Here is a 20,706-nt window from a genome sequence, read left to right as displayed (position 1 = left end):
CATGTTAATAAATTCAATAAAAATTAGGGTGTTTTTTTTACTGATCTCTACTTCCTTTCTTTGCCAATGTACTACAGCAGTTACCTCTCCTGAAATGGTAACACCTGTATCGGTGTCAGAACCCAAAGCAGAAAAGAAAAAATTAGTAAGTCCATATTCTAAACCTACTTCAAGTTACCTTGCTCAGGCTAAAACCCAAGAGGGAATAGAAAAGCAACGCTCTTTACTGAACGTTGCAGGCCATTTGATTTCAGAAGGCAAGTGGCGACAAGGTTATGCTATTTTAACACAGACTTCGGGTTTAACGCCGATACTTGCAGATGAAAAAAATCTTTTATTGGCACAAATTGATCTGATTCGAGATCGTCCTCAAAAGGCGTTAGGTCAATTAGCCAAGATTACAGGACAAGATGAGTTATCTCTTTATCAACAGACTCAATATCACGAGCTTCTAGCAAAAGCTTACGGCACGGCAGGCATGCCTTTAGATTCAGTAAAGGAACGTATAAAACTCGAATCGTTAATCCCCGATAATGAAAATCAAACAAATAACCGCCGTGCGCTTTGGTTGACACTCATGCGTATTCCTCAGTCTGAATTAACTGCTTTAGCTGCTAAGCAGCCCGAACAATCGGTTTTACAAGGATGGATTCAATTAGCGTTGATTTCACATAAATATAGGGATCATTCAAAATCCTTGCTTGCCGCTTTAGATCAATGGCAATCTCATTTTAGCGATCATCCCGCAAACCAGATTCTGCCTGACCCATTGGATTCGATTGCAGACAAAATTCATGACCGACCAAAACAAGTCGCTCTTTTATTGCCTCTAACTGGTGCATTACAAGGACCAGGAACCGCGGTTCGTGATGGGTTTATGGCAGCGTCTCAAAGTAATCCGGGTGATGCGCTAATAAGTGTGAAAACTTACGATACTAACAGCAGTGATGTGACCGCATTGTATCAAAAAGCAATAAATGAAGGTGCAGATTATATTGTAGGTCCTTTAACAAAATCACAAGCAGCTGCAGTGGCAGCATTACCGCATCCTGTTCCTACCTTGCTATTAAATGACTCCGATACCCCTATCCAAGAAAATTCTTATTCATTTGGCCTTTCACCACTCAATGAGGCAACTCAAGTAGCAATAAGAGCAAAGAATAAAGGATATAGTCGCGCCCTCATTATTGCACCGGGAAATGCTTGGGGTAATGAGATCAGGAAATCATTTAGTCAACAATGGCAAAAAAGTGGGGGGCATATTGTTGATACGTTTTTATATGGTTCTAATGATGATTTAAATAAAAAAATGAAAGATTTTTTACAAATTAGCAACAGTCAAATGCGTGAAAGAAAAATAAAAGAGTTGCTAGGCCAAAAAATTCAAGCTGTAACCAGTCGTAGACAAGACTTTGATATGATCTTTTTATTGGCATATCCCTCTAAGGCACGACAGATTATGCCTTTGTTAAATTATTATTATGCTGGAGATGTCCCTGTTTATGCTACTGCAAGTGTTTATGGAGGTAGCGCAAATCCATTGAAAGATAAGGATCTTGATGGGGTTATTTTTTGTGATATCCCTTGGGTTTTTGCACATCAAGCAGGTTCACGAAATTGGCCAGAACAATTTAATAGTTATAATAGACTGTATGCTTTAGGAACAGACAGCTATACTTTGGCGACTCAATTGAATCAGTTGATGTTATTCCCCGCAGATGAGGCACGCAGGGGAGACGGTATTTTATACCTTAAACCATCACAACAAGTAGCACATGTATTAGAATGGGGACAGTTTAGAAATGGTCTGGTGCATTCTTTGGGTGAGACAGTTTAATTGAGGACTCAAGAAAAAGGACGTGTGGCTGAAGAAAAGGCTTTAGTCCACCTAACAAAACAACGCCTTAAATTGGTTATGAAAAATTATCGTTGTCGTTTTGGCGAAATTGATTTAATTATGCACGATAATAATTACCTTGTTTTTATAGAGGTTCGTTCACGAGTTTCTAATCAATTTGGTGGTGGTATTTCAAGTGTTACTTATACAAAAAGGCAAAAAATACTAAAAACAGCCTCATGTTTTATACTTGAACATCAAAAGTATAATCAATTTGTGCTTCGTTTTGATGTTGTAAGTATTGATGGAAATGCGGCATCAATTAGCTGGATAAAAGATGCTTTTGGAGCAGATTATTGATCTAACATTTAGGGTTTGTGCACAATTCATTCCTATTCCCTATGATGTCCTGCGCATATGCAATGTACAGACAGTTGGGGATTGGTTGCAACAGACCCTCGTTTTTACTGAGGTAGAGGTTTAATATTATGGTACAAATGGAAGAACGAGTGAGACATTTATTTGGTTTAACTATTGAAACCAAAATTGCTCTTGCTGATGCTTTATCCGATTCAATTGCTAGAGCCGGACAACGTTTAGTAAATTGTTTGCTTGCTGATGGAAAAATATTACTTTGCGGGAATGGTGGCTCGAGCGCTAATTGCATGCATTTTGCGAGTGCGATGCTCAATCAATTTGAAGTGGAAAGACCATCGCTTCCTGTAATTAATTTAAGTACGGACGCAACCAGTTTAAGTTCTTCAGCTAACGAGAATCATTACAATCAGGTTTTTGCCCGACAAATACAGGCTTTAGGCCAAGAAAATGATGTGTTGCTTTTGTTAACTACCTCAGGGAACTCGGATAGTATGTTACATGCACTTCATGCCGCAAATGAACGAGGCATGGATGCTATTGCTTTAAGTGGACGTGATGGAGGAGTTCTTGCCAATCATTTAGGACCCGAAGATATTGAGTTGCGTGTTATTTCTGATCATTCTGCTCGCATTAGAGAAATGCATTTGTTCATCTTACATTGCTTTTGTGATTTAATTGACCAGTCGTTATTTGGTCAACTTTTGGGGTAAAACATGCATTTAAAATTAAAATCAGTCTTTTTTCTTTTAATAGCGTCTTTATTAACAGGATGTGTTGCTGCTGTGGTTACAGGAGCGGTTGCAGGAATGGTGTATGATAAGCGCGGTGTTGTAACAATGGAGGCCGATGCTCGTTTATTTCATCTTATCCACAAAGCCATAGTGACAAACCATCAGTTTAGTGATTCGCGTGTTATTGTAACAAGCTTTAATCGCGTAGTATTACTGGTAGGACAAACACCAACGCCTTCTCTACGTAGTTTAGCGGAAAAAATTGCTCGGGGAACCCCAGGGGTTCATCGCGTTTATAACGAAATCACTGTAGGTTACCCAATTCCGCTCACAGAACGCTCTAAGGACAGTTTGATTACAAGTCAGGTGCGTAGCAGAATGCTAGCCAAAAAAGGTCTAGAGTCAGGATCAATACGTATTGTAACAGAAAATGGTGTTGTTTACCTGATGGGTATTGTTCATGATGAGCAAGCAGCTCTTGCAGTTGATGTCGCACGTCGAGTGAATGGGGTACGTAAAGTGGTCAAAACGTTTCAATACATACACTAGCTAAATATGTTAAAACAAGGACGTTTGATTTTATTCATCATGGGAATTTTCTTATTGCTTCCAGGCTGCATTAGCGGATTATGGACTGGCGCAACATTGGTTTATGACCGACACGATGTCTATAAAAAGCTCGATGATTACAGTTTATTTTTAAAGGTGAATAACGCAATAATGGTTGATAATTTATTTAAGAATAATCAATGCGTTATTGATATAGCTGTTTTCAAAGGAGATATTTTATTGGTTGGTCATGTACCAACTCCGGAGCTTAATAATGAATTACGTCGACGGTTAACAACAGTAAAAGGCTATAGACGAATGTTTAATCAAGTAGGGGTGAGTTCTACGCCATCTAACTCAATGGAAGACAGTTGGATAACTACTAAAATTAGAAGCCAAATTTTTGCTGATGGATCTATCGATCCAAATGCATTTAAAGTGATTACCTCTGATCGAATTGTTTATTTAATGGGGGATGCGCATGAAGATCAGGCTCTAAAAGTAATAAATATTTCGAGAAGAACAGCAGATGTTGTTCGTGTCGTAAAGTTGCTAAAATATTTTACTTATCAAAATCAGCTTGGTAAGCCCAACAATATTAGGGTCGGTTGATATTTGCTCTCCCAACGCCGACATGCCGCATTTTATCCCTGAGGGATTCCTCATACTCATCTACTTGAGTTTAAAATAAATTCCATAGAAGAGCTTGAAGGAACTTTTCAATTCATAACTACTTGTGAGCCTACGTCTTATTGGTTGTATTCGGATGAATACATCTTGTTAAGTAAACAAGACTCACAAAATGATGCTCGAGAGAGTGTGATCGTAGTGCAACAAGATGGTATGCTCAATATGACGCTTATGAGGATAAATATGTTGCTTATCTTGAATTATGTGCTAATTACAGCTCATCGTATTCGAGCTCTTTAGCTCATGCAAGGAACACTCTTGAACAAGGCGTTCTCCTTTTGCAGCCAAATCGGGGTCATACTTTAAATTATATTTTTTATAAATAGCATGAATAAACGCTTCATAATTATCGTGATCATTAACATCATCAAACATATAATTAGGATGACTAGAACGCTCTAGCTCTAAAAGATAAACATCATTTTTACCTTTATCTGCTAAAGTTTGGGCAATATTTTTTGTATTTTTGCAGGTAACCACGGTATCTTTTTTTGATGTTATAAACACAATTGGAATTTCTTCAGGAAATTCTTCAACACTTGTTAGTGGCGAGGTGCCTTGAGGATCGTACTGCATCAAGTTATATTTCTTAAAAAAAGAAAAACCCGAAGTGATCGCACTTGTAATTTTTTTTGAAACAAAATCTACTGGGATTGTATTTGTTACTCTGCCGGGTATAACATTTTGTACCGAATCAATAGCCCCCTCTAAAACCACTAATTTTACTTCCGGATATTTTTCTTTTGCAAAAGCGCAAAATGTGGCAGCGGTACCTCGAGAGACACCCCATAAAATAAGTCCCTGTGTTTTATCTTTACTAACTAGCCAGGAATCATATTTTCTTCGATGGGATTGCATATCGGTTTCTTGACCAATACTCACCTGCGAAAGAATCGGAGCATGAAATGCTACTGATTCTGTTTTTGGTATACTCGATGTAAAGTGAAATCCATAATACCAATTTGATCCCCAGGTTATAGCCGAGCCTAGTATTTTAATAGGATTAAAATAGGATAAGTAAGAATCAAAAGGCTTTAAATTTACATCGGCAATCTCCACACCTATATGTAATTTATAAATTACATTAAGAGGTGAAAGGTTATTACGTCCCGTACACCACATTGTCTCGCCAGTTGTTGCAGTAATTTTTGATTACCTACATACTTAAGTGCTTGAGTTTGAGAAGACCCATTACCTTGAAAAAATAGAGTATCGCATAACTCTCCTGACTCTATCCCACTTAATTCTTTTTTTTCTTCCATAGCCCTATAAGTCAATTGCTTATCTTAAAAGCATCATACCAAACTAATAAAGATAGAAAAATAAAAACTCTGTATTTATTTTAGATTGAGAAACCCCCTTAGGTTAATACTTTTTGAAGTAATCTAAAACTAATTTTAGGATGAATCAGACCTTATTAAGGGTGTCCTCGCCGCGTCAAAGAGCTCTCTGATAATCTTGGTTAACGGGGCATTTTTTTATGTATGAAAGGGAAAGCACCACCCTAAAGAAAAGGCAATCAAGTAATTAAAAATCATATGCTCCACAATAACCCTCTTAGTCAATAACGTGAGAAAATATCTTGAAAATTAAATGCACCGCATGATATTTTCGCAGTTTTAAACCTACCTTGTTGTTTGTTAGTGCAAAACAGAGGATTACCCATTATGAAAAAATTTTTATTGCTCTTTCTTGTGGCATCATATTCCTTCGCAAATACCGCGCAAACAAACAAATGTGAGACCAAACGAAACGTTTTTATAGATAACGATCAAACAAAAGTGTGGCAGACAACAATCTGCCCTAACCAACCTCTCGCATACCATACGCACCAAACGGCTAGAGTAGTTACCGCTGAAAGAAATGTGACGCTTTTAGTAAAATACAAGTCTGGTGAGCAAAAAACCATGGTGCTAAAAGCGAACACCCCCAGATTTTTAAGCAAACAGCAAGGTCTTGAACCCCACCAGGATGTTAATTTATCGGGAACACCCATTAAAGTCACTGTTGTGGAGCTGAAAAACTAACGAGTCTGGTTCTTAACGTTCATGGGATTTTGGAGCACGGTGCTCTATTGCACGTGCGTGTTGTCTTTACACGTACTGATTAAGGAACAAATCGCCTTAAAGTCCAGGTTTCATTAGTACGGATTGCTGCTATTGAGTCCGACAACCGGTGTTCATTTAATTGATAAAACTTTATCTCTTCCGGAACAATCGTATACCCAACATACTCTCGAGGCATTTCTGGAAGTGTTTTTTTATATTGATCCCTTAAAGCAGCTAACTCTTCATCTAACTCCCGTTGTTTTTTTATCAGCTGTCCGGACTTTGTGCCATAAACTAAAAAACGTAACCTTCGTTCTTGATCATAAGTCACCCAATTTTTTAAATTTTCGCTTTCGTCAACTGGCCTTACACTACCTGCGACAGTAACTTGTCTTTGTGTATTCGGTAACAGAAAAGTAAAAGAAGCATAAGGATTAACTGAAATATGTGCTACTTTCGCACTACCCAGTTGGGTAAAAAAAAGCAAACCCTGTTCGTTTATTTCACGAATGGCTACTGTTCGGCTTTTTGGAAGCCCATTTTCATCTACTGTCGCTAGAACACCCATCTTAAATGGCAGCGCTTCTGTCTCTAGCCAAAACTTCATTAATCTGGATAACCAACTGTAATCAACTTGCTCAGGTAACTCGTCTAAAAACCAGTTTCTGTCGGTAAATTGCATTTTTTATATCACTATTTTTCTATTCAGACGAGTTGGATTATATTACTAAACCTGTAATCATCATAACTGTAGCAGTCACTAGTTATCATTTTATGGGGGTTAGGACAAAGCCAATAAATCAAGAACCCCATTCTTAAGATGAGGTAGTAGGAGATTTCTCTTTCTTATATGAACTTAAATATGATCGCACTTGATAGAGTGAACAAAGACAATCAAAATATCATCAGCAACTTATTGCAGTTCTATATGTTTGAGCAGAATCAACGGTCTGCTTTTAAACATTTTGAACTTGGGCAAGATGGAAAGTATCTCCAATACCCCTATTTTGAAAACTACTGGTCTGAAGAACAAAGATTCCCATATGCCGTTCAGTATAAGGGCCAAGTTATTGGGTTTTCATTAGTACATGATATTACGCTCAATGAATCTCTAAGGTGGAAATTAGCCGAATTTTTTATAATGCCTGAATTTAGAAGGCAAAATATTGGAACCGAAGCAGCCCTCACTACCATCAAATCTCATCCTGGCAGTTGGGAAATTTCTGTCCTGGAAGACAATAATCCTGCAAAAATGTTTTGGTTACGGATTCTGAAGCGGTTATCGGCTAAGTATCAATCCTACAGATACCAGAATTATGAGGTTTTTGAGATCGCTCCTTAATTGATGTCTTTGGGGAAATTATAGCTTTGAGATTATTGACTCATTACTATCATATATCTCGATTCTGGGAGATTTCTGACGAATAAGTTTTGATTTCTACGGTAACTTTTGCATAAACGCTATTTTAGTCCAACAAATAAACTTTGTTATGTAATTCATTGGAGTTATTAGAGGTAGCGGGAAAATGTTTTGCTAGCAATGTTCCCATCTCTAAAATTGCATTTTTCAATCCAAACGCTAGTTGATTTTTCTTAATGTCATGAATCACCAAATCTTTGATATGTTGCCAATCTTCTTGTGATAATTTTTCACTGATGGCGGTATCACCTTGTACACAAACAATGTGTTCAAATAGAGAGATATAGATCACCACTCCGGTACTCGTAGGTGTTTTTGCGACGTGTAAATTAAAGAACGCTTGATGTGCCGCACGGGTTACTTCCTGCTGCATTTCTTTTTGCGAAATAAAAAATAATTTCAAATGGGGAATTAGTCCTGCCAAAAACAACCCTAAAATAAAAGCTGCAATTTCTGTAAATAAAAAAATGGGCAACCCAACTGAGAGAATATGCTCTTCACCCCACGTAGATCCGGGCTTCATTTCAGTCATGCACCATAATGCGGCAAAAGCAATCAAAGAAAAAACAAATCCTACCATCATATTTGCATGGTGATAATGAGCAGAACAAGTAGCAATCACAGGAACAATTTCACCACTGGTGTTGTGTTCAGCATTAGTAATTGCCGCTTCTAATTCCAGAATTTGCTCGGTAGTTAATGAATGACTGGCTTTTTTCATCCCTTATTCCTTAATTATTATGAACACACCATCACCAAGATCCTGTTGAACCACCACCGCCTGAAGATCCTCCACCAAACCCACCACCGCTCCCACCTGCTTTAGCAGCAGCCCACAACAGATAGCCTATGACCGTAGCCAATAATACAATTAGGGCCCATCCCCATCCCCTTCGACCACTTTTAAATAATGAAACAATTACAGCAGTAATTAAAATGACGCTACCAATAAGTAATGGCCACGCCCACCAAGGTTGTTTTGGAAGAGGAATGCTCTGTCCTCTCACGAGGGCAGCTAAGCCACGCACTCCTTCTGAAATACCTAAAGCATAATCATTATTTTTAAAATTAGGAATAATCAGATTTTGCATAATGTCTGTTGCTTCATTATCGTAGCGATGCTCATAGGCTTTCCCTAATTCAATACGCGCTTTTCGATCGCCTTTTGAAACCAACAATAAAACACCATAGTTACGATCTGGTGAGCCAATACCCCAATTATTAAATAATTCTGATGCATATTGTTCGATGCTTAGCCCTGAAGCATCATAGTGAGCAAGAGAAGGAATGGTCACTACATAAATTGGAATGCGTTGTTCATTCCATACCTGAAAAATCAGCTCATTAATTTGTTTTGTGGTAGTGGGCTCAAGAAGATTTGCCTCATCAACGATGAAGCTATCATTCGTTGGCTTATTAGGAAAATTTATCGCAAAACCAGATGTCGTGATAACTAAAGAAAGCATAATAAACAATAATTTTTGCCAAGCCTGATAATATTTTAATATCACAACTTTCTCCCTGTGAGCACCACCGATATTATTATAGCATGGGGTGTTTAATAATGATTAAAAATAGGGTGGTGGATTAAAAAAACACATCCGTTTTCTATAATAATGATTGAATTCCTATTACAAGTATGGCTGAATATTTTTCTTTAACTTTGCTAGATAACGTTTATGGATTCATCGGTTCCCTAAATTAATGAGGTGTCAACAGACCCTAATTATTTTGTAATTGTATGCTCAGTTCCTTAGGAAGGTATTTCAGATTGTTTTTAATGAAGTCATGATTTTTATTTTTGCCTACAAAAAACAGGGCTTGATTGCGCAATGAAGGTGCAGAGTCTCTAATGCCGCATAATTTAAGCCAGTTTGCTTCCTGCACTGGATTTTGGTTGGCGAATACATTTGCTCCTTTATCCATAAACGTCACTTTGTTTAGGTTGGGAAACACCATCGTGAGTAGTTTAAGTTGTGTTGTGTGATCTTTAGCAGAGCTGTAAGTGATGACACAATGGGTAATCGTCGCAAGCGCTATTTTTTGCTGGCTTAATTTCTCCAATACATCAAGCCAATCACTACCCAGATCAAGTGTTGTCACGGAGCTTGGTATACTGGTAAACGCTTGGGCTAACTCCTCGCCACTTTTTTGGCCAAGTTTATTAAGACTCAAGTCCAAAGTAGTTATAGACGTTGGGATACGGGCAAAGGCTATTGCGAGTTCCGCGCCACTTTTTTCGTTAAGGCTATTCGTACTTAAATCAAGGGCAGTAACTGATGTCGGAATACTAGCAAAGATTATTGCGAGTTCTTCACCGCTTTTCTTACTAAGATGATTAAAACTTAAACTAATGCGCGATATAAAGGGCGGAAATTTTTCAAAGGTTGCTGCCAATTCGTTGCTACTTTTAAAGTTAAGATTATTAAGACTTAAGTCAAGAGTAGTGACAGAGGATGGAATACTAGCAAAGATTTCAGCTAGTTCTCGTCCAGTTCTTCGGCCTAGACGATTAAAACCCAGATTAAGCGAAGTCACCGACTTGGGAATCTTCGCAAAGGCAATTTTTAATTCGTTAACACCTCTTTGCCCTAGGAAATTATGGTACAAATTAAGTGCGATCACTGAAATAGGAATGTTCGCAAAGATGAGCGCTAACTCCTCGCCATTTCTTTGGTGAAAATGATTGTACTCTAAATTTAGTGTGGTCACTGACGTTGGAATTTTTGCAAAAGCTAATCCTAATTCCTCGACACTTTTGCAACCTAGGTCATTGTTGGTTAAATCAAGGGTATCCGCTGTATTCGGTATGTTGGCAAAAGCAGTCTGAAATTCATTCGCAGTTACATTTTTAAGAGTCAGTTTATGGGTGTGCACGAGCGGTTCTCCATTAGTGAAGAAGTTCATTAGTGTGACTAATGATAAAATTCAAAAAAAGAGGTGAGTACACATCAACGGATCTTACTAAGATAAGCTAAATATGTTGTGACATACCTCATCTTAGCGAGAACCCGTTTAATCATTAAAACTAGGAAGCCAGTTCTCCTCTTATGCCTTTGGGAGAAGATTATCGCGTGGGAAATATTGTAACATATGGTTAAAATTTAATCCACGAAATGGCTTTGTAGCAGTATTTAAATCATCATTTAATTGGTTTTAATCGTGAAAAGTATTTAGGATGCCGTGGTAAAAGAAATTATTTTTTACCGAAATATCACCCGAAAAAGGGAAGTCTAAGCTAAACGCGATCCCTAAATTAAATCCCAGTACCACTGCCACAACGATGATTGGTATTAAATCGATAAATTTTGATTGGCCACGGATAAAACCTAAGGTCAATGTTAAAAAAATGGAGCCAATAATGAGAGCCCCACTTAATTGGCTAGGGATAACACTGTATAATTGATTAATCCTATCTCGCCGCAGTTTATGAACGTTATTAAGATTGTGTAGTGCTTGCGAATAGTACACTTTTTCTAATTGCGTGGTTGGTGTAAAGGACTGCATGTTTTTATATAGTTCTCTTAATGCTTGGGCAGCAGTTGGACTTTCTTTTCCTTTTTCCATGCTTTTCCACTCCTCTACTCTTACGGCAACCGTATAATTACGGATGGCCTCTGAAAGCTTTATTTTGCTTTCTTGTGGAAACACGGCAATATTGTGCGTCATTACCGCTAAGAAATTAGCTTCCTGGGCGGCATTATCCTGTGCTTTTAATAGATAATTCCAGGCAGTGATAAGAATAAACGCTAATAATACAGAAAATCCACCGCTTAGGATGGCAATGATGGAATTGGAGCGTTCAAAATGATCTTTATCATTAGCTACAGAAAAAAACGAGAAGAGATAAACGCCGCGCTTAGTGTAGTAAAAACAAGAAAACAGATAAAGATAACTACTACCCACCAAAATGGAACAAGATCAATTAATTGTCGCAACATCCCTCACCTAATCTGACGAATATAACTCGATGATTACCTTATCAGGAAGTTATTCCTGGAGCAATGCCACCGCTAAAAATAGATATCAATCGCTACCTATCTGGTTATTTAAATCACGCACTAACATGCATTTTTGTGTAGTTGGCGACGATGTAATAAGTAGCAGTTGTGGATAGGGCCCCAAAAAAACACCATACGGATCCGAAGGCTAAGGCATAAAAAACTGTGGCGACAATAAAACCTATAATCGTTATCATACCAATAATCCACATGCTTTTAATACTGGAGATAAAAAATGGAACAATGACGGCAATCAGGTAGGCTATCGTTAAAACTATATCAAGAGTATAGGAATAGAAAACATGTTTCATAGAAGAAACGCTATAGGTCAAAGCAAACATGGGGTAATCAATATGGTGGTCGCTAATAACGGCGGTATGCTGATGCGCAACTAAGCGAAATAAAATTTTACTCGCGGCAATAATACCAATGATAAAAACAATAAGGAGTACATTTTTACGCTTTTTATTCTCTTCTAAAAGATACAAACAACCCGATAGCCAAATTGGCCAAAAAGCACCGGCAAAAAATAGAAATCCATAAATACCTATTTTGTTTAAAAGGCTCATAGAATCACCCTACATTAAGGTAATCCAGACAATGCCTTCTAAAGCTTGTTGTACAGCAAAAAATAAAGGAGTAAGTGCAAAAAGAAATAACGGATAAGTGCGTGCTTTGAGCAAAGAGCAAATACCAACGGCAGCAATAACACCAGCAGCAGTAAAACTGGCAGAAGCTGAAAAGCACATAGTTTCATCCTGAAAATATAAAGTCTGTAACTAATCACTATACCTTAAAAAAGGCTATCGCAAAATGAGTTAAAGACAAGCGTGATTTATTCTTAATGCACGAGGTATGTTGTGCGTGTTACAAAAATGCAAACAATCGACTAATCTCACCATTTTAGCTACCATTGATTTTGGATGCGGTGGCTAATAATTGGTAAACATGTCCAGGTGCTGCAACGATTGTTGAGTCCAGATGTGCAGAGATTTTATGATAAGTTTAGAGTTAGTTTCTTTAAGAGAGGGTAGTTTCAGTTCTCCATTATCCTGGGAACTACGTATTCAAGAATATAAAGAACAAGTTCTGTGCAGACTATTGGTGTTGATCACATGGCCGCTGCACACCATGTGGTGTTAGTAAGCTTGAGTGAGTTAATTAAAAATGCACTGGATGCAGATGCGAAAACATTATTTATTGATGATCAGTCAACTGATAAAGCATCTATAAGTGTATTTGATGATGGGAGTGGATTTTCTTCTGAATTTTTAGGGCATGATACGACCATCTCGATTATGCTGTTAAGTTAGCAGGACAATCTGCCATTCTTTCTGATAAAGGGACAATCGAAATTAGGTGGTCATGGCAGAGGCTTGGCACAGGCTTATGAAGTGATTAAACATGATCTGCTCTAATCGTTGCGATGGAAATCACGGGGCAAATATTCGCTTTAATTCATCCATTACTCCGGTTTTAGCAACAGATATTAATCAATCTTTTAATACCTCAAGACAGGTATCCAGCAGTCGCTATTGTCAATTTGATTCAGCGGAAGAGGCGGAAAAAGTAGTGAGTTCCATACTGAATAATTTTAGATTTTTTTCAACCGCGCGCCGAAAAAATAAAAGTACAGCGCCGCTCATGTCGTCAGAACAAAATACGACGCTAAATTCTTCTTCATTGACATAGTCAAAGCGAATGGTGCTGCTATATCTTATCCGTCAGTGCCACGCACAAGGAGCACTGGCGTTGGGGCAATGCGAACAATATTCTCTGCCACGCTGCCCAGAAAGAAGCGGCTAAAGCCGCGCCGGCCATGTGTGCCTATAACTAATAAATCTGCAGGCCATTCTTTTGCTGCCTCAACAATGATCTCTGCCACTCGACCTTGTAATGGTTTTAATTCCAAAACCAATGTATCGACTTTAGTGGGTGATTGGCTAATTATTTTTTTTGACGCGCTATTTAATAACTTTTCACTATCTTCCCGCCAAGAAGCAATAATTGAAACATAGTCAAAAGGTGGCCCACCATAGTTGATAAAAGTCTCATCAATAACATGGATGATTCGCACATTAGAGTTTTGATCTTTAGTGAGTTTTATTACTTCTTCTACTAAAGAATCAGATATCTTGTTACTCCAATCAAGTGCTAGCATAATATTTTTATACATTATAATGGCTCCTTGCTCGTAAAGCGGTTATGGCCCATATGAACAAAGTATAGACCTGCCGATTGTAATAATGATTTTGTAATTTCTTTTTTTAAAAAAGGCTTGTTTTTAGTTAGTTTGTGTGATTGATTTTTATTTCCTATATTTTAAGCTTCTAAATAAATGACATTATTTCTTAGTTTAAAATGAGTATCAAAAGGGGTGGATTGTTTCTGTAATGCATTCAATAACCACTGACAATCCTCATCATTGGCATAGTTAAGTTTAAATTTTTTTCTCTCAAAAGGACTCAATTTAAGTTGTTTCAACTTTAATTCTGTAGTATCAAATTCCAAAAAATACATTAATGATAAATTACTGTTGAATTCCTTATAATTCGTGATTCCTTCATAGTCATTAATCAAATCCCCACAACCATATAAAATGGGGGTATTTTTATATAACTCGATACCAATCGGGTGGTGAGAGGAATGACCATGGATTAGGTTTATCCCTACTGTATCAATGAGTTCATGCGCAAAACGTTGATGTTGTAAAGGGATTTGTTCTACCCAGTTTCCTCCCCAATGAATACTGATAATGCAAAAATCGCTTGGTTGCTTGTAGAATTCAATCGTCATTTTTATTTGTTTGATTGTTTCAGTACTTAGATCGTTAAATAACCAAATGCCTGATTGATTTGCAGTCGCCCCCAATTTTTTGGAATACCACTTGAACATGTCCCCATAGAGAAAATCAAAATTCGTCCTGAGATCTTGGGAATGGAAAGAATCGCCGGTTCTTGTGCTTGACATATATTTTGTCCTGCTCCTGCATGAGCGATGCCTTCTTTATTTAAGGTTGCAAGTGTCTCACAAAAACCATTAATGCCCCAATCTAAAATATGGTTATTGGCTAGGGAACATGCATTAATTCGTGCTGCTGTGAGCGCAGCAATATTTTTGGGATGCATTCGGTATATTAATACAAGGATGCCCGTCACTCGTCACGCTCGTTTCCAAATTAATGAGGCTTACATCAGGTTGTCTGCGATTAAGCTCTTTTAAAGCATCGCTCCACAAGTAATCCCCATGGTTAAAGCGGGGAATTTTTCCATTAATACGTTCAGCAAGCAAAACATAATCTCTGGCATCTTGAATGTACGATTCGTAAATTTGGGGTTCAGCAGGATGTTTTAATATTTGATCAATACCTCTACCTGTCATTACATCGCCACTTAAAAAAATTTTTAACTGAGATCTTTCAGGCATTTTAATCATCCCCGTTTAAGGAGTCTTATAATAATTTTCCTTTAATTGCAGAATGTCATGAAAATATTTTTTATCAATGCGGAGCTTATATTTTTCCGCTAAATGAGCATGCGCAACCTCTTCATTTTCTTCTAACATATTATCTTTATAAAGAAAGGCAAGAACATCCTCGGTAACTGCCCATTGATAGATTAACCATTTCCATTCAGTTATTTTTTCAGCCACAAAATCAACTTGAAATAGGGTGTTTGGTTTTTCATGAATCACCGCTGTTTTAAGTAGGGTAGGATGCATGGTCTGGATATAATCATGTGCGGTGATGAGTGTCTTTCCGGTATCGTTGACATCATCAAGCAGCAATATTTTTTTGCCTTCGACTTGTGTATTCACCGGAGCGATGATGTGCATTTGTTCTAGCTCCGTAGCTCCTGCGGTGTAATGTCTGATTTGTACGGACCCCAAATGATGAATGTTTAAAAAGTCACAAATAAAGCGGGCAATGGGAAATCCACCTCGTGCGATAGCAATCACTGTATCAAAAATATAGGGAGATCTCATGATAAGTAAGGCAAGCTTATAACTTGCGACATAAACCTCCTCTAGAGAGACTATTCGTGCTGAAAAGTTTGGTTTCATCTTATTTCCAGAGAAGCCTTTCAGGAGTCTTATGAGCAGACGGCGGTGTCTTGTCAGCAAACCTGTACATAATTGGTAATCCATTACTTAAATATTATTAATTTATAATTGTAGTATATTTTGCTAACCACGCCGCCGGACAAGTCTTTTAGTTACGTTCTTACCCCTCTTCGTTTTTAATTCTAGTTCGTGAGGCCTATAGAATTTAGGGTTTCCAAATAAGTCTCTCTTTTATTCTGACAGTACATGTTGTTTTCAGATTTTGATAATGGGTTATTAAAAAAAGTGTGGGGAGAGGACAGCCGTGTATTTTGGATGATTTCATTATTTTTGAGAATGGCTTTATAGCGGCTCGTTTTATGATGATTTGATTTTTCTAAGCAAACTCCATTAAATAACAGTTCATTTCCAACAAAAGTAGTGATTTTTTTATAATGTAAAAGAGGATTGGTTTCATTAAAAGAGTATTTATATTCATTCGAGGTGCCAATAAATTGATTGTTTTTTGCGAGTATAAAAACAGGAGAAAAAGTCATCGCTAGAGGGCCTCTTTTCTGATCATTGATTTTGGGAGAAACGACTTGATGAATTTGAAAGGCAAGAGTCGCAGTTTCAAATGGGTTGCCCTCGGGTAAAGAGCTTTGCAGATAAACGGAAAGTGATCGAGATAAATCTTGTTTTCCTGTGCTTTTTTCATAGAGTAGGGTATTGTTTAACTTGGAACTATTTAATGAGCCACTATGGCAAGTAAACATATTGAAATGCCCAATACAAGGATACTCACTTAATAATTTGCCCAGCTCCATACCTGCTGTTTCGAGAGTCCAATCTAAGAATGCTCTACTTTTATCAACGTTATTATGGCCAAAAATAACTAGAGTCATAGTTTGATTTTCGTCTTTATGTTGATTTAAAACCTGTAATAAAGCGCTTTTTTTAGTGACAATGCAGCATTTGTTAGGATGTTTTTGAGTATATAAAGAGATGCTTTCAATACCTTCTTTTGAGTTCAAATCTCTATTTGTAATATATATCACATGGGATGCTTGTTGAGGAGCTACAGTATTAGAGTAAAGAATAGGGTGGTTTTGACAAACCAGATTAAAAAACTCCCGTGTATTATTACCACCAATGATATTTTCGTATACGGTTGATTTTTTACTGAGTAGAAATGGCTTTTTCTCATAAAGAGTTTTTATTATTTCTTTTTTATGTTTATCATTTAAACCATTCCATAATGTATTGATAAATACAGTATGTCTATGTTTTTTGATTGGAATCTCACTCAAGATTACTTGATTGACAATATTCATGATAATTTGGAGGCAGAACGCGGAGTTTTTCTTTTTAATTTCTTCGTGAATGTGAAATCCATCTATAGTTCTATTTGCTTTAAATCGTATTTCGGTTTGTAATTCTTTTTCATCACGATCTTTTTTATTTTCTTGATAAGGAACTGGAGTACAGAGGTATAAACGAAATCCATCCTTTTTGGCGCTATCAGGATTAATTAATCGGATTTCTCCACCTCGTGGTTTATCTACACCATCTAGATAGGGCATTTATTTCAACCTATATTAATTATGAATATTCACATGTCCACCTCTGGAGGAGGTTATTGACATGCTTAGAAGTAAGTCGAAGCTTGGCAAAAAACAAACTGTTTAAAACGGTTAAGCTTCTGAAAACTCCGACTTATTTTAATTTTTTCTAAAGGTGATGATTAATGCTGTGTTTGCTCATGGACTGTGGCACGGATTCTTTGATCGATGGTTTAAAAAAACTATAGGTTAAAAGTAGCCCATTTTCTTGAGGAACCACGTGTTCTTTTTTAGCTAATACTACTTTGTAGTAGCTATTTTTTTGCTCATTTGATTTAGATAAGCAGACACCTTGAAATAATAGAGGCTCTCCAATAAATGTGGTAATTCTTTTATAATGCAGAAAAGAACTTTCCTCAGCAAAAAAACGATGTGGATAATAGGGGGTTCCTTCGGAAGAACCAATAAATCGTGATTCATTACAATGGATGTAACGTGGGGACGCAGAAATGGCGACCGGCCCTCGCTTTTTTTCATGTATGGCAGGAAAAACTATCTGGCAAATTTGATGAGCAATAGTACCGATTTCAAAAGGGTTATGGTCAGGGTGTGTGCCGTTAGGATAGACCGACAACGATCGAGACAAATCCTGTAATCCTTCACTTCTTTCAAAACATGCCGCTTCGTGGAGCTTGGTTATATCTAATGAACCGCTATAACAAGTAAACAGGTTTAAATGACCAATACACGGATGTAATTTGACTATTTCTCCAAGCTTATCGCCAACAGTTTCAAGTGTCCAATCCAAACATGTTTTCTTTTTATTGATATTATTATCTGCAAAAATGACTAAAGAAATTGTTTGGTCGCTCCCTTTATGTAGTTTTAAAACATTTTCTAAAGCTGATTGATTATGGACAATGCAGCATTCATGTGGATGCTTTTGAGTGTATGCGGCCACGCTTTCTTTGCCCTGTCTTTGTGCATACACATTGGCATTAATAAAAATAATGCGTGATGCATGCTCAGGGGGGACAGTTGATGGTGTTGCAATGGGAAAATTATGGCAAACAATATTAAAAAACTCTTTTGCGTTATCACCTTCTATAATGGTGTTGGAGACACTTTCTTTACTTGATAGTAAAAAAGGTTTTTTCTCATAAATAGCCTGTATTACATTTATTTTGTGCTGATTAGTTAAGCCATTCCATAATTTATTAATGAATGTCTTATGTTTGTGTTGCGCCAATGGAATCTCATCAAGAATGGTTTTATTGATTATATTCATTATTATCTGGAAACAAACGGGAGAGTTTTTGTGTTTGATCGCCCACTCAATACTTTTTCCATTTATCATTTTATTGGGTTTAAATCTTATTTCGGGTTCTAAAATTCGCGTTACTTTTCCCTCCTTGTCATGTTGAGTTGGAGCGCAAGTATATAAACGAAACCCATCTATTTTGTGGGTAGCCAAATTAAGTACATTCAATGAACCCACATGTTTTTTAGAGGCCGTATCTTGAGTTTTAGCATACATTCTGAAGCTCCTTTTATTTATTGCGCATTAGGATCGAAAATATGGGCTTATTTTAATCAAATAAATTATAAATTTTCTATAGTGATTTAAAATTATTTTTTTTATGCAAAAAAATAGTAACTCCTCAAAACAGTGAGAAAAACGCTCAAAATGACAAGATGTGTCACATTGGCCCAGTCTTTTCGGCTTATTACAAATTCACATATTCCATTTAATTTATGAGTTTTGGAAATCAGATGAGTTTAATTTTCATTTTTTATACTCGAATTATTAAGAGATTTTTAGGAGCACCATATGCCAAAGTATCTATTCTCAGAAGACTCACCATTTATCACGAAATGGATTCATCTACCTCGACAAGAGCAACTAACCCAGGATCCACAATTGCACGTGATTCCCTGGGCGATCTGGGTTGAAGTGTTTAACTATCGAATGGTTTTTTCTTATTTAGAGTTATTTAGTAAAGAATATTCCGAGGCAATCCACACGCTTCCCAGCGTGCCTAGTTTAGAGGCGTTACTTTGCCTTTTTTTTGCTCACGCTGGCTGCAAAGCAAAAATTATTGATGATTTTGGTCGTCGAGCAGGTTATGGGCCTAAAATCGTCCAAGCGCTGACGCTCATGGGTGATATTGAATGCATTAAGTATTTTTTCACTAGATTGCCTGCGGCTCGAGCTCAAGAAATTCTTGCGATGATTAATGCAGATAACTATTTTGCTGTTCGCTGGGCTTCTGAATATGGCTATAAAGACATTCTTGAATACTTAATCGGTTTGATTCCAGCATCGGATCGTGTCCAGGAGAGACTCGCCATGATTCAGACCAAAAACTACCAGGCTTTTCGTCTTGCTGCCCGCAATGGTCACAAAGAAATTCTTAACTATCTGATAAATTTTATTCCTGAGGCAATAAGAGCTGATGAAACCCTCGCCCTAATTAGGACTAAAAACTATAGAGTGTTTAATTCAGCTGCTCGCTACGGTCACCAAGACATCCTTGAATATCTGGTAGGCTTGATTCCTCAGGAAATCAGGATTAAGGAAACATTGGCTATGCTTGATGCGAATAATTATGGAGTTTTTCGCTCAGCAGCACTATATGGCGGCAAAGACATCCTTGAATATCTGGTGGGCTTGATTCCTGAGGAAATACGGACTGTTCAAACAGATCTAATGGTTAAGGCGGATAGTTATGCGGCTTTTCGTTTGGCAGCTATGAATGCAAACAATATAGAGGCCGTAAACTACCTGCTCCATTATCCTGATTGCCTGGCTTACGCGGAGCTGCACAATATAGAATACAATTACTGGGTACGCCCATTCATCACCAATAAGCTTAAAGCGCTGAAGGCAGAAGAGGAGGCTTATTATCAAAAGCACCCTCATGGCGTTTTTAATCTAGAGCACCAAGACTGTCGGTTAGGTTTTTATATGTTGCGTCATTTAATTCGTAGTAATGACCTTTCCAAGCTGCGCGATATTTGTTTCTTATTATCTATTCCTGGCATCAAAATCTTGACGCATCAGGAAGTTACTAAAAAGCAGCCCAATGAGCTCTTTCATTTGGTGATGGGTAAAGACAACCTTCTGATGGCCGCATTATTGTTGACTGTTCCTGCAATCAGGGCGCATGCTGAACAAAATAATTTCTGTGCTGAAATGTACATTGAGCCGGATTTACCTGTTTGGGCTCGGGATGCGGAAGCCTTTATGATTGATCTTACTCCGGATAAGTCAAATCGTCCGCAACAGTATAGTGGTAATATTAGCATTCTAGAATTTTTCACTTCAATCTCCTGCACTGAGACGGAGCAGGAATTCCTGATGTCAACACCCAACCAAAGCATACATTAAAATTTAAGGCTGATTGTGGACCAATCAGCTTTAATTTTTTCAATTGATGCTGGGGATT

22 protein-coding genes and 2 pseudogenes are annotated in these 20,706 nt (G+C 37.4%); 10 read left to right on the top strand and 14 right to left on the bottom strand.

Going from position 1 to position 20,706, the window contains the following annotated elements:
• Position 1: 1 nt before the first annotated feature.
• From EL220_RS18010 to EL220_RS17990, 5 genes are all read left to right on the top strand, one after another.
• On the top strand, positions 2-1,837 hold the full coding sequence (locus EL220_RS18010; RefSeq protein ID WP_027270381.1) for a penicillin-binding protein activator: 1,836 nt from the start codon (positions 2-4) through the stop codon (positions 1,835-1,837).
• Positions 1,838-2,197, top strand: coding sequence for a YraN family protein (locus EL220_RS18005; RefSeq protein ID WP_027270382.1), 360 nt, complete (start codon positions 1,838-1,840; stop codon positions 2,195-2,197).
• Positions 2,198-2,325: 128 nt separating this feature from the next.
• Positions 2,326-2,925 (top strand): D-sedoheptulose-7-phosphate isomerase, encoded by a 600-nt coding sequence (locus tag EL220_RS18000; RefSeq protein ID WP_027270383.1) that lies wholly within the window; start codon positions 2,326-2,328, stop codon positions 2,923-2,925.
• Positions 2,926-2,928: 3 nt separating this feature from the next.
• On the top strand, positions 2,929-3,495 hold the full coding sequence (locus tag EL220_RS17995) for a BON domain-containing protein (RefSeq protein ID WP_027270384.1): 567 nt from the start codon (positions 2,929-2,931) through the stop codon (positions 3,493-3,495).
• Positions 3,496-3,501: 6 nt separating this feature from the next.
• The gene (locus EL220_RS17990; RefSeq protein ID WP_027270385.1) at positions 3,502-4,107 is read left to right on the top strand and encodes a BON domain-containing protein; all 606 of its coding nucleotides are present in this window, start codon (positions 3,502-3,504) and stop codon (positions 4,105-4,107) included.
• A 285-nt stretch (positions 4,108-4,392) separates the two neighbouring features.
• Here the strand turns inward: EL220_RS17990 and EL220_RS17985 are convergent, their stop codons facing one another.
• Positions 4,393-5,307 (bottom strand): hypothetical protein, encoded by a 915-nt coding sequence (locus tag EL220_RS17985; RefSeq protein ID WP_128130966.1) that lies wholly within the window; start codon positions 5,305-5,307, stop codon positions 4,393-4,395.
• Entirely contained in the window at positions 5,265-5,462 is a 198-nt protein-coding gene (locus EL220_RS17980; protein WP_128130965.1) for a hypothetical protein, read from the bottom strand. The genes EL220_RS17985 and EL220_RS17980 overlap by 43 nt, the downstream gene beginning before the upstream one ends.
• 390 nt (positions 5,463-5,852) lie before the next feature.
• Between EL220_RS17980 and EL220_RS17975 the strand changes: the two genes are divergently transcribed.
• Positions 5,853-6,212, top strand: coding sequence for a cupin domain-containing protein (locus tag EL220_RS17975; protein ID WP_027270387.1), 360 nt, complete (start codon positions 5,853-5,855; stop codon positions 6,210-6,212).
• Positions 6,213-6,291: 79 nt separating this feature from the next.
• Here the strand turns inward: EL220_RS17975 and EL220_RS17970 are convergent, their stop codons facing one another.
• A complete protein-coding gene (locus EL220_RS17970) occupies positions 6,292-6,915 on the bottom strand; it encodes a pyridoxamine 5'-phosphate oxidase family protein (RefSeq protein ID WP_027270388.1) in 624 nt (207 codons plus the stop codon).
• A gap of 180 nt (positions 6,916-7,095) precedes the next feature.
• On the opposite strand from EL220_RS17970, the gene EL220_RS17965 reads away from it, so the two are divergent.
• A complete protein-coding gene (locus EL220_RS17965; protein ID WP_162162563.1) occupies positions 7,096-7,575 on the top strand; it encodes a GNAT family N-acetyltransferase in 480 nt (159 codons plus the stop codon).
• Positions 7,576-7,699: 124 nt separating this feature from the next.
• Here EL220_RS17965 and EL220_RS17960 read toward each other — a convergent pair whose 3' ends face one another.
• The 5 genes and pseudogenes from EL220_RS17960 to EL220_RS17940 form a co-directional block, all read right to left on the bottom strand.
• Positions 7,700-8,374 carry a TPM domain-containing protein gene (locus tag EL220_RS17960; protein ID WP_027270390.1) on the bottom strand — a complete coding sequence of 225 codons (675 nt, stop codon included), beginning with the start codon at positions 8,372-8,374 and terminating at the stop codon, positions 7,700-7,702.
• Positions 8,375-8,405: 31 nt separating this feature from the next.
• Complete coding sequence (locus EL220_RS17955; protein WP_027270391.1) at positions 8,406-9,164, bottom strand: TPM domain-containing protein; 759 nt, start codon at positions 9,162-9,164, stop codon at positions 8,406-8,408.
• A 211-nt stretch (positions 9,165-9,375) separates the two neighbouring features.
• On the bottom strand, positions 9,376-10,530 hold the full coding sequence (locus EL220_RS17950) for a leucine-rich repeat domain-containing protein (RefSeq protein WP_051544715.1): 1,155 nt from the start codon (positions 10,528-10,530) through the stop codon (positions 9,376-9,378).
• A gap of 279 nt (positions 10,531-10,809) precedes the next feature.
• Positions 10,810-11,559: a bestrophin-like domain gene (locus EL220_RS17945; RefSeq protein WP_232002765.1), complete on the bottom strand. Its 750-nt coding sequence runs from the start codon at positions 11,557-11,559 to the stop codon at positions 10,810-10,812.
• A gap of 148 nt (positions 11,560-11,707) precedes the next feature.
• Positions 11,708-12,403, bottom strand: a pseudogene (locus EL220_RS17940) (DUF6629 family protein).
• A 366-nt stretch (positions 12,404-12,769) separates the two neighbouring features.
• Here EL220_RS17940 and EL220_RS19425 point away from each other — a divergent pair.
• On the top strand, positions 12,770-12,967 hold the full coding sequence (locus tag EL220_RS19425) for an ATP-binding protein (RefSeq protein WP_232002549.1): 198 nt from the start codon (positions 12,770-12,772) through the stop codon (positions 12,965-12,967).
• A 91-nt stretch (positions 12,968-13,058) separates the two neighbouring features.
• A complete protein-coding gene (locus EL220_RS19420; protein ID WP_232002548.1) occupies positions 13,059-13,346 on the top strand; it encodes a hypothetical protein in 288 nt (95 codons plus the stop codon).
• A 25-nt stretch (positions 13,347-13,371) separates the two neighbouring features.
• On the opposite strand, the gene EL220_RS17930 is transcribed toward EL220_RS19420, so the two are convergent.
• The 6 genes and pseudogenes from EL220_RS17930 to EL220_RS17910 all read right to left on the bottom strand — a co-directional run bounded on the left by EL220_RS17930 (position 13,372) and on the right by EL220_RS17910 (position 18,794).
• Entirely contained in the window at positions 13,372-13,830 is a 459-nt protein-coding gene (locus tag EL220_RS17930; RefSeq protein ID WP_027270393.1) for a universal stress protein, read from the bottom strand.
• Positions 13,831-13,976: 146 nt separating this feature from the next.
• On the bottom strand, positions 13,977-14,549 hold the full coding sequence (locus EL220_RS19625; RefSeq protein ID WP_261975398.1) for a CapA family protein: 573 nt from the start codon (positions 14,547-14,549) through the stop codon (positions 13,977-13,979).
• Positions 14,477-15,035, bottom strand: a pseudogene (locus EL220_RS19620) (CapA family protein). Before EL220_RS19620 ends, EL220_RS19625 begins: the two are co-directional and overlap by 73 nt.
• A 60-nt stretch (positions 15,036-15,095) precedes the next feature.
• Positions 15,096-15,716 (bottom strand): phosphoribosyltransferase, encoded by a 621-nt coding sequence (locus EL220_RS17920; RefSeq protein WP_027270394.1) that lies wholly within the window; start codon positions 15,714-15,716, stop codon positions 15,096-15,098.
• A 182-nt stretch (positions 15,717-15,898) separates the two neighbouring features.
• Positions 15,899-17,278, bottom strand: coding sequence for a hypothetical protein (locus EL220_RS17915; protein ID WP_027270395.1), 1,380 nt, complete (start codon positions 17,276-17,278; stop codon positions 15,899-15,901).
• 148 nt (positions 17,279-17,426) lie between these two features.
• Complete coding sequence (locus EL220_RS17910) at positions 17,427-18,794, bottom strand: hypothetical protein (protein ID WP_027270396.1); 1,368 nt, start codon at positions 18,792-18,794, stop codon at positions 17,427-17,429.
• Between the two features lie 294 nt (positions 18,795-19,088).
• On the opposite strand from EL220_RS17910, the gene EL220_RS17905 reads away from it, so the two are divergent.
• Complete coding sequence (locus EL220_RS17905) at positions 19,089-20,648, top strand: ankyrin repeat domain-containing protein (protein ID WP_027270397.1); 1,560 nt, start codon at positions 19,089-19,091, stop codon at positions 20,646-20,648.
• Positions 20,649-20,706 lie beyond the last annotated feature (58 nt).

It is taken from the genome of Legionella sainthelensi, from assembly GCF_900637685.1.
GTDB classification, from domain to species: domain Bacteria; phylum Pseudomonadota; class Gammaproteobacteria; order Legionellales; family Legionellaceae; genus Legionella; species Legionella sainthelensi.
This window is presented reverse-complemented; position numbering and strand designations above follow the sequence as displayed.

Bases quoted from the DNA above. Each gene is read 5' to 3' on its own strand.
- EL220_RS17985 (WP_128130966.1), bottom strand. From the start codon at position 5,307: ATGTGGTGTACGGGACGTAATAACCTTTCACCTCTTAATGTAATTTAT.
- EL220_RS18000 (WP_027270383.1), top strand. From the start codon at position 2,326: ATGGTACAAATGGAAGAACGAGTGAGACATTTATTTGGTTTAACTATT.
- EL220_RS17970 (WP_027270388.1), bottom strand. From the start codon at position 6,915: ATGCAATTTACCGACAGAAACTGGTTTTTAGACGAGTTACCTGAGCAA.
- EL220_RS19625 (WP_261975398.1), bottom strand. From the start codon at position 14,549: ATGTTCAAGTGGTATTCCAAAAAATTGGGGGCGACTGCAAATCAATCA.
- EL220_RS17990 (WP_027270385.1), top strand. From the start codon at position 3,502: ATGTTAAAACAAGGACGTTTGATTTTATTCATCATGGGAATTTTCTTA.
- EL220_RS18010 (WP_027270381.1), top strand. From the start codon at position 2: ATGTTAATAAATTCAATAAAAATTAGGGTGTTTTTTTTACTGATCTCT.
- EL220_RS17975 (WP_027270387.1), top strand. From the start codon at position 5,853: ATGAAAAAATTTTTATTGCTCTTTCTTGTGGCATCATATTCCTTCGCA.
- EL220_RS17915 (WP_027270395.1), bottom strand. From the start codon at position 17,278: ATGCCCTATCTAGATGGTGTAGATAAACCACGAGGTGGAGAAATCCGA.
- EL220_RS17910 (WP_027270396.1), bottom strand. From the start codon at position 18,794: ATGTATGCTAAAACTCAAGATACGGCCTCTAAAAAACATGTGGGTTCA.
- EL220_RS19420 (WP_232002548.1), top strand. From the start codon at position 13,059: ATGATCTGCTCTAATCGTTGCGATGGAAATCACGGGGCAAATATTCGC.
- EL220_RS17905 (WP_027270397.1), top strand. From the start codon at position 19,089: ATGCCAAAGTATCTATTCTCAGAAGACTCACCATTTATCACGAAATGG.
- EL220_RS19425 (WP_232002549.1), top strand. From the start codon at position 12,770: ATGGCCGCTGCACACCATGTGGTGTTAGTAAGCTTGAGTGAGTTAATT.
- EL220_RS17995 (WP_027270384.1), top strand. From the start codon at position 2,929: ATGCATTTAAAATTAAAATCAGTCTTTTTTCTTTTAATAGCGTCTTTA.
- EL220_RS17965 (WP_162162563.1), top strand. From the start codon at position 7,096: ATGATCGCACTTGATAGAGTGAACAAAGACAATCAAAATATCATCAGC.
- EL220_RS17960 (WP_027270390.1), bottom strand. From the start codon at position 8,374: ATGAAAAAAGCCAGTCATTCATTAACTACCGAGCAAATTCTGGAATTA.
- EL220_RS17920 (WP_027270394.1), bottom strand. From the start codon at position 15,716: ATGAAACCAAACTTTTCAGCACGAATAGTCTCTCTAGAGGAGGTTTAT.
- EL220_RS17930 (WP_027270393.1), bottom strand. From the start codon at position 13,830: ATGTATAAAAATATTATGCTAGCACTTGATTGGAGTAACAAGATATCT.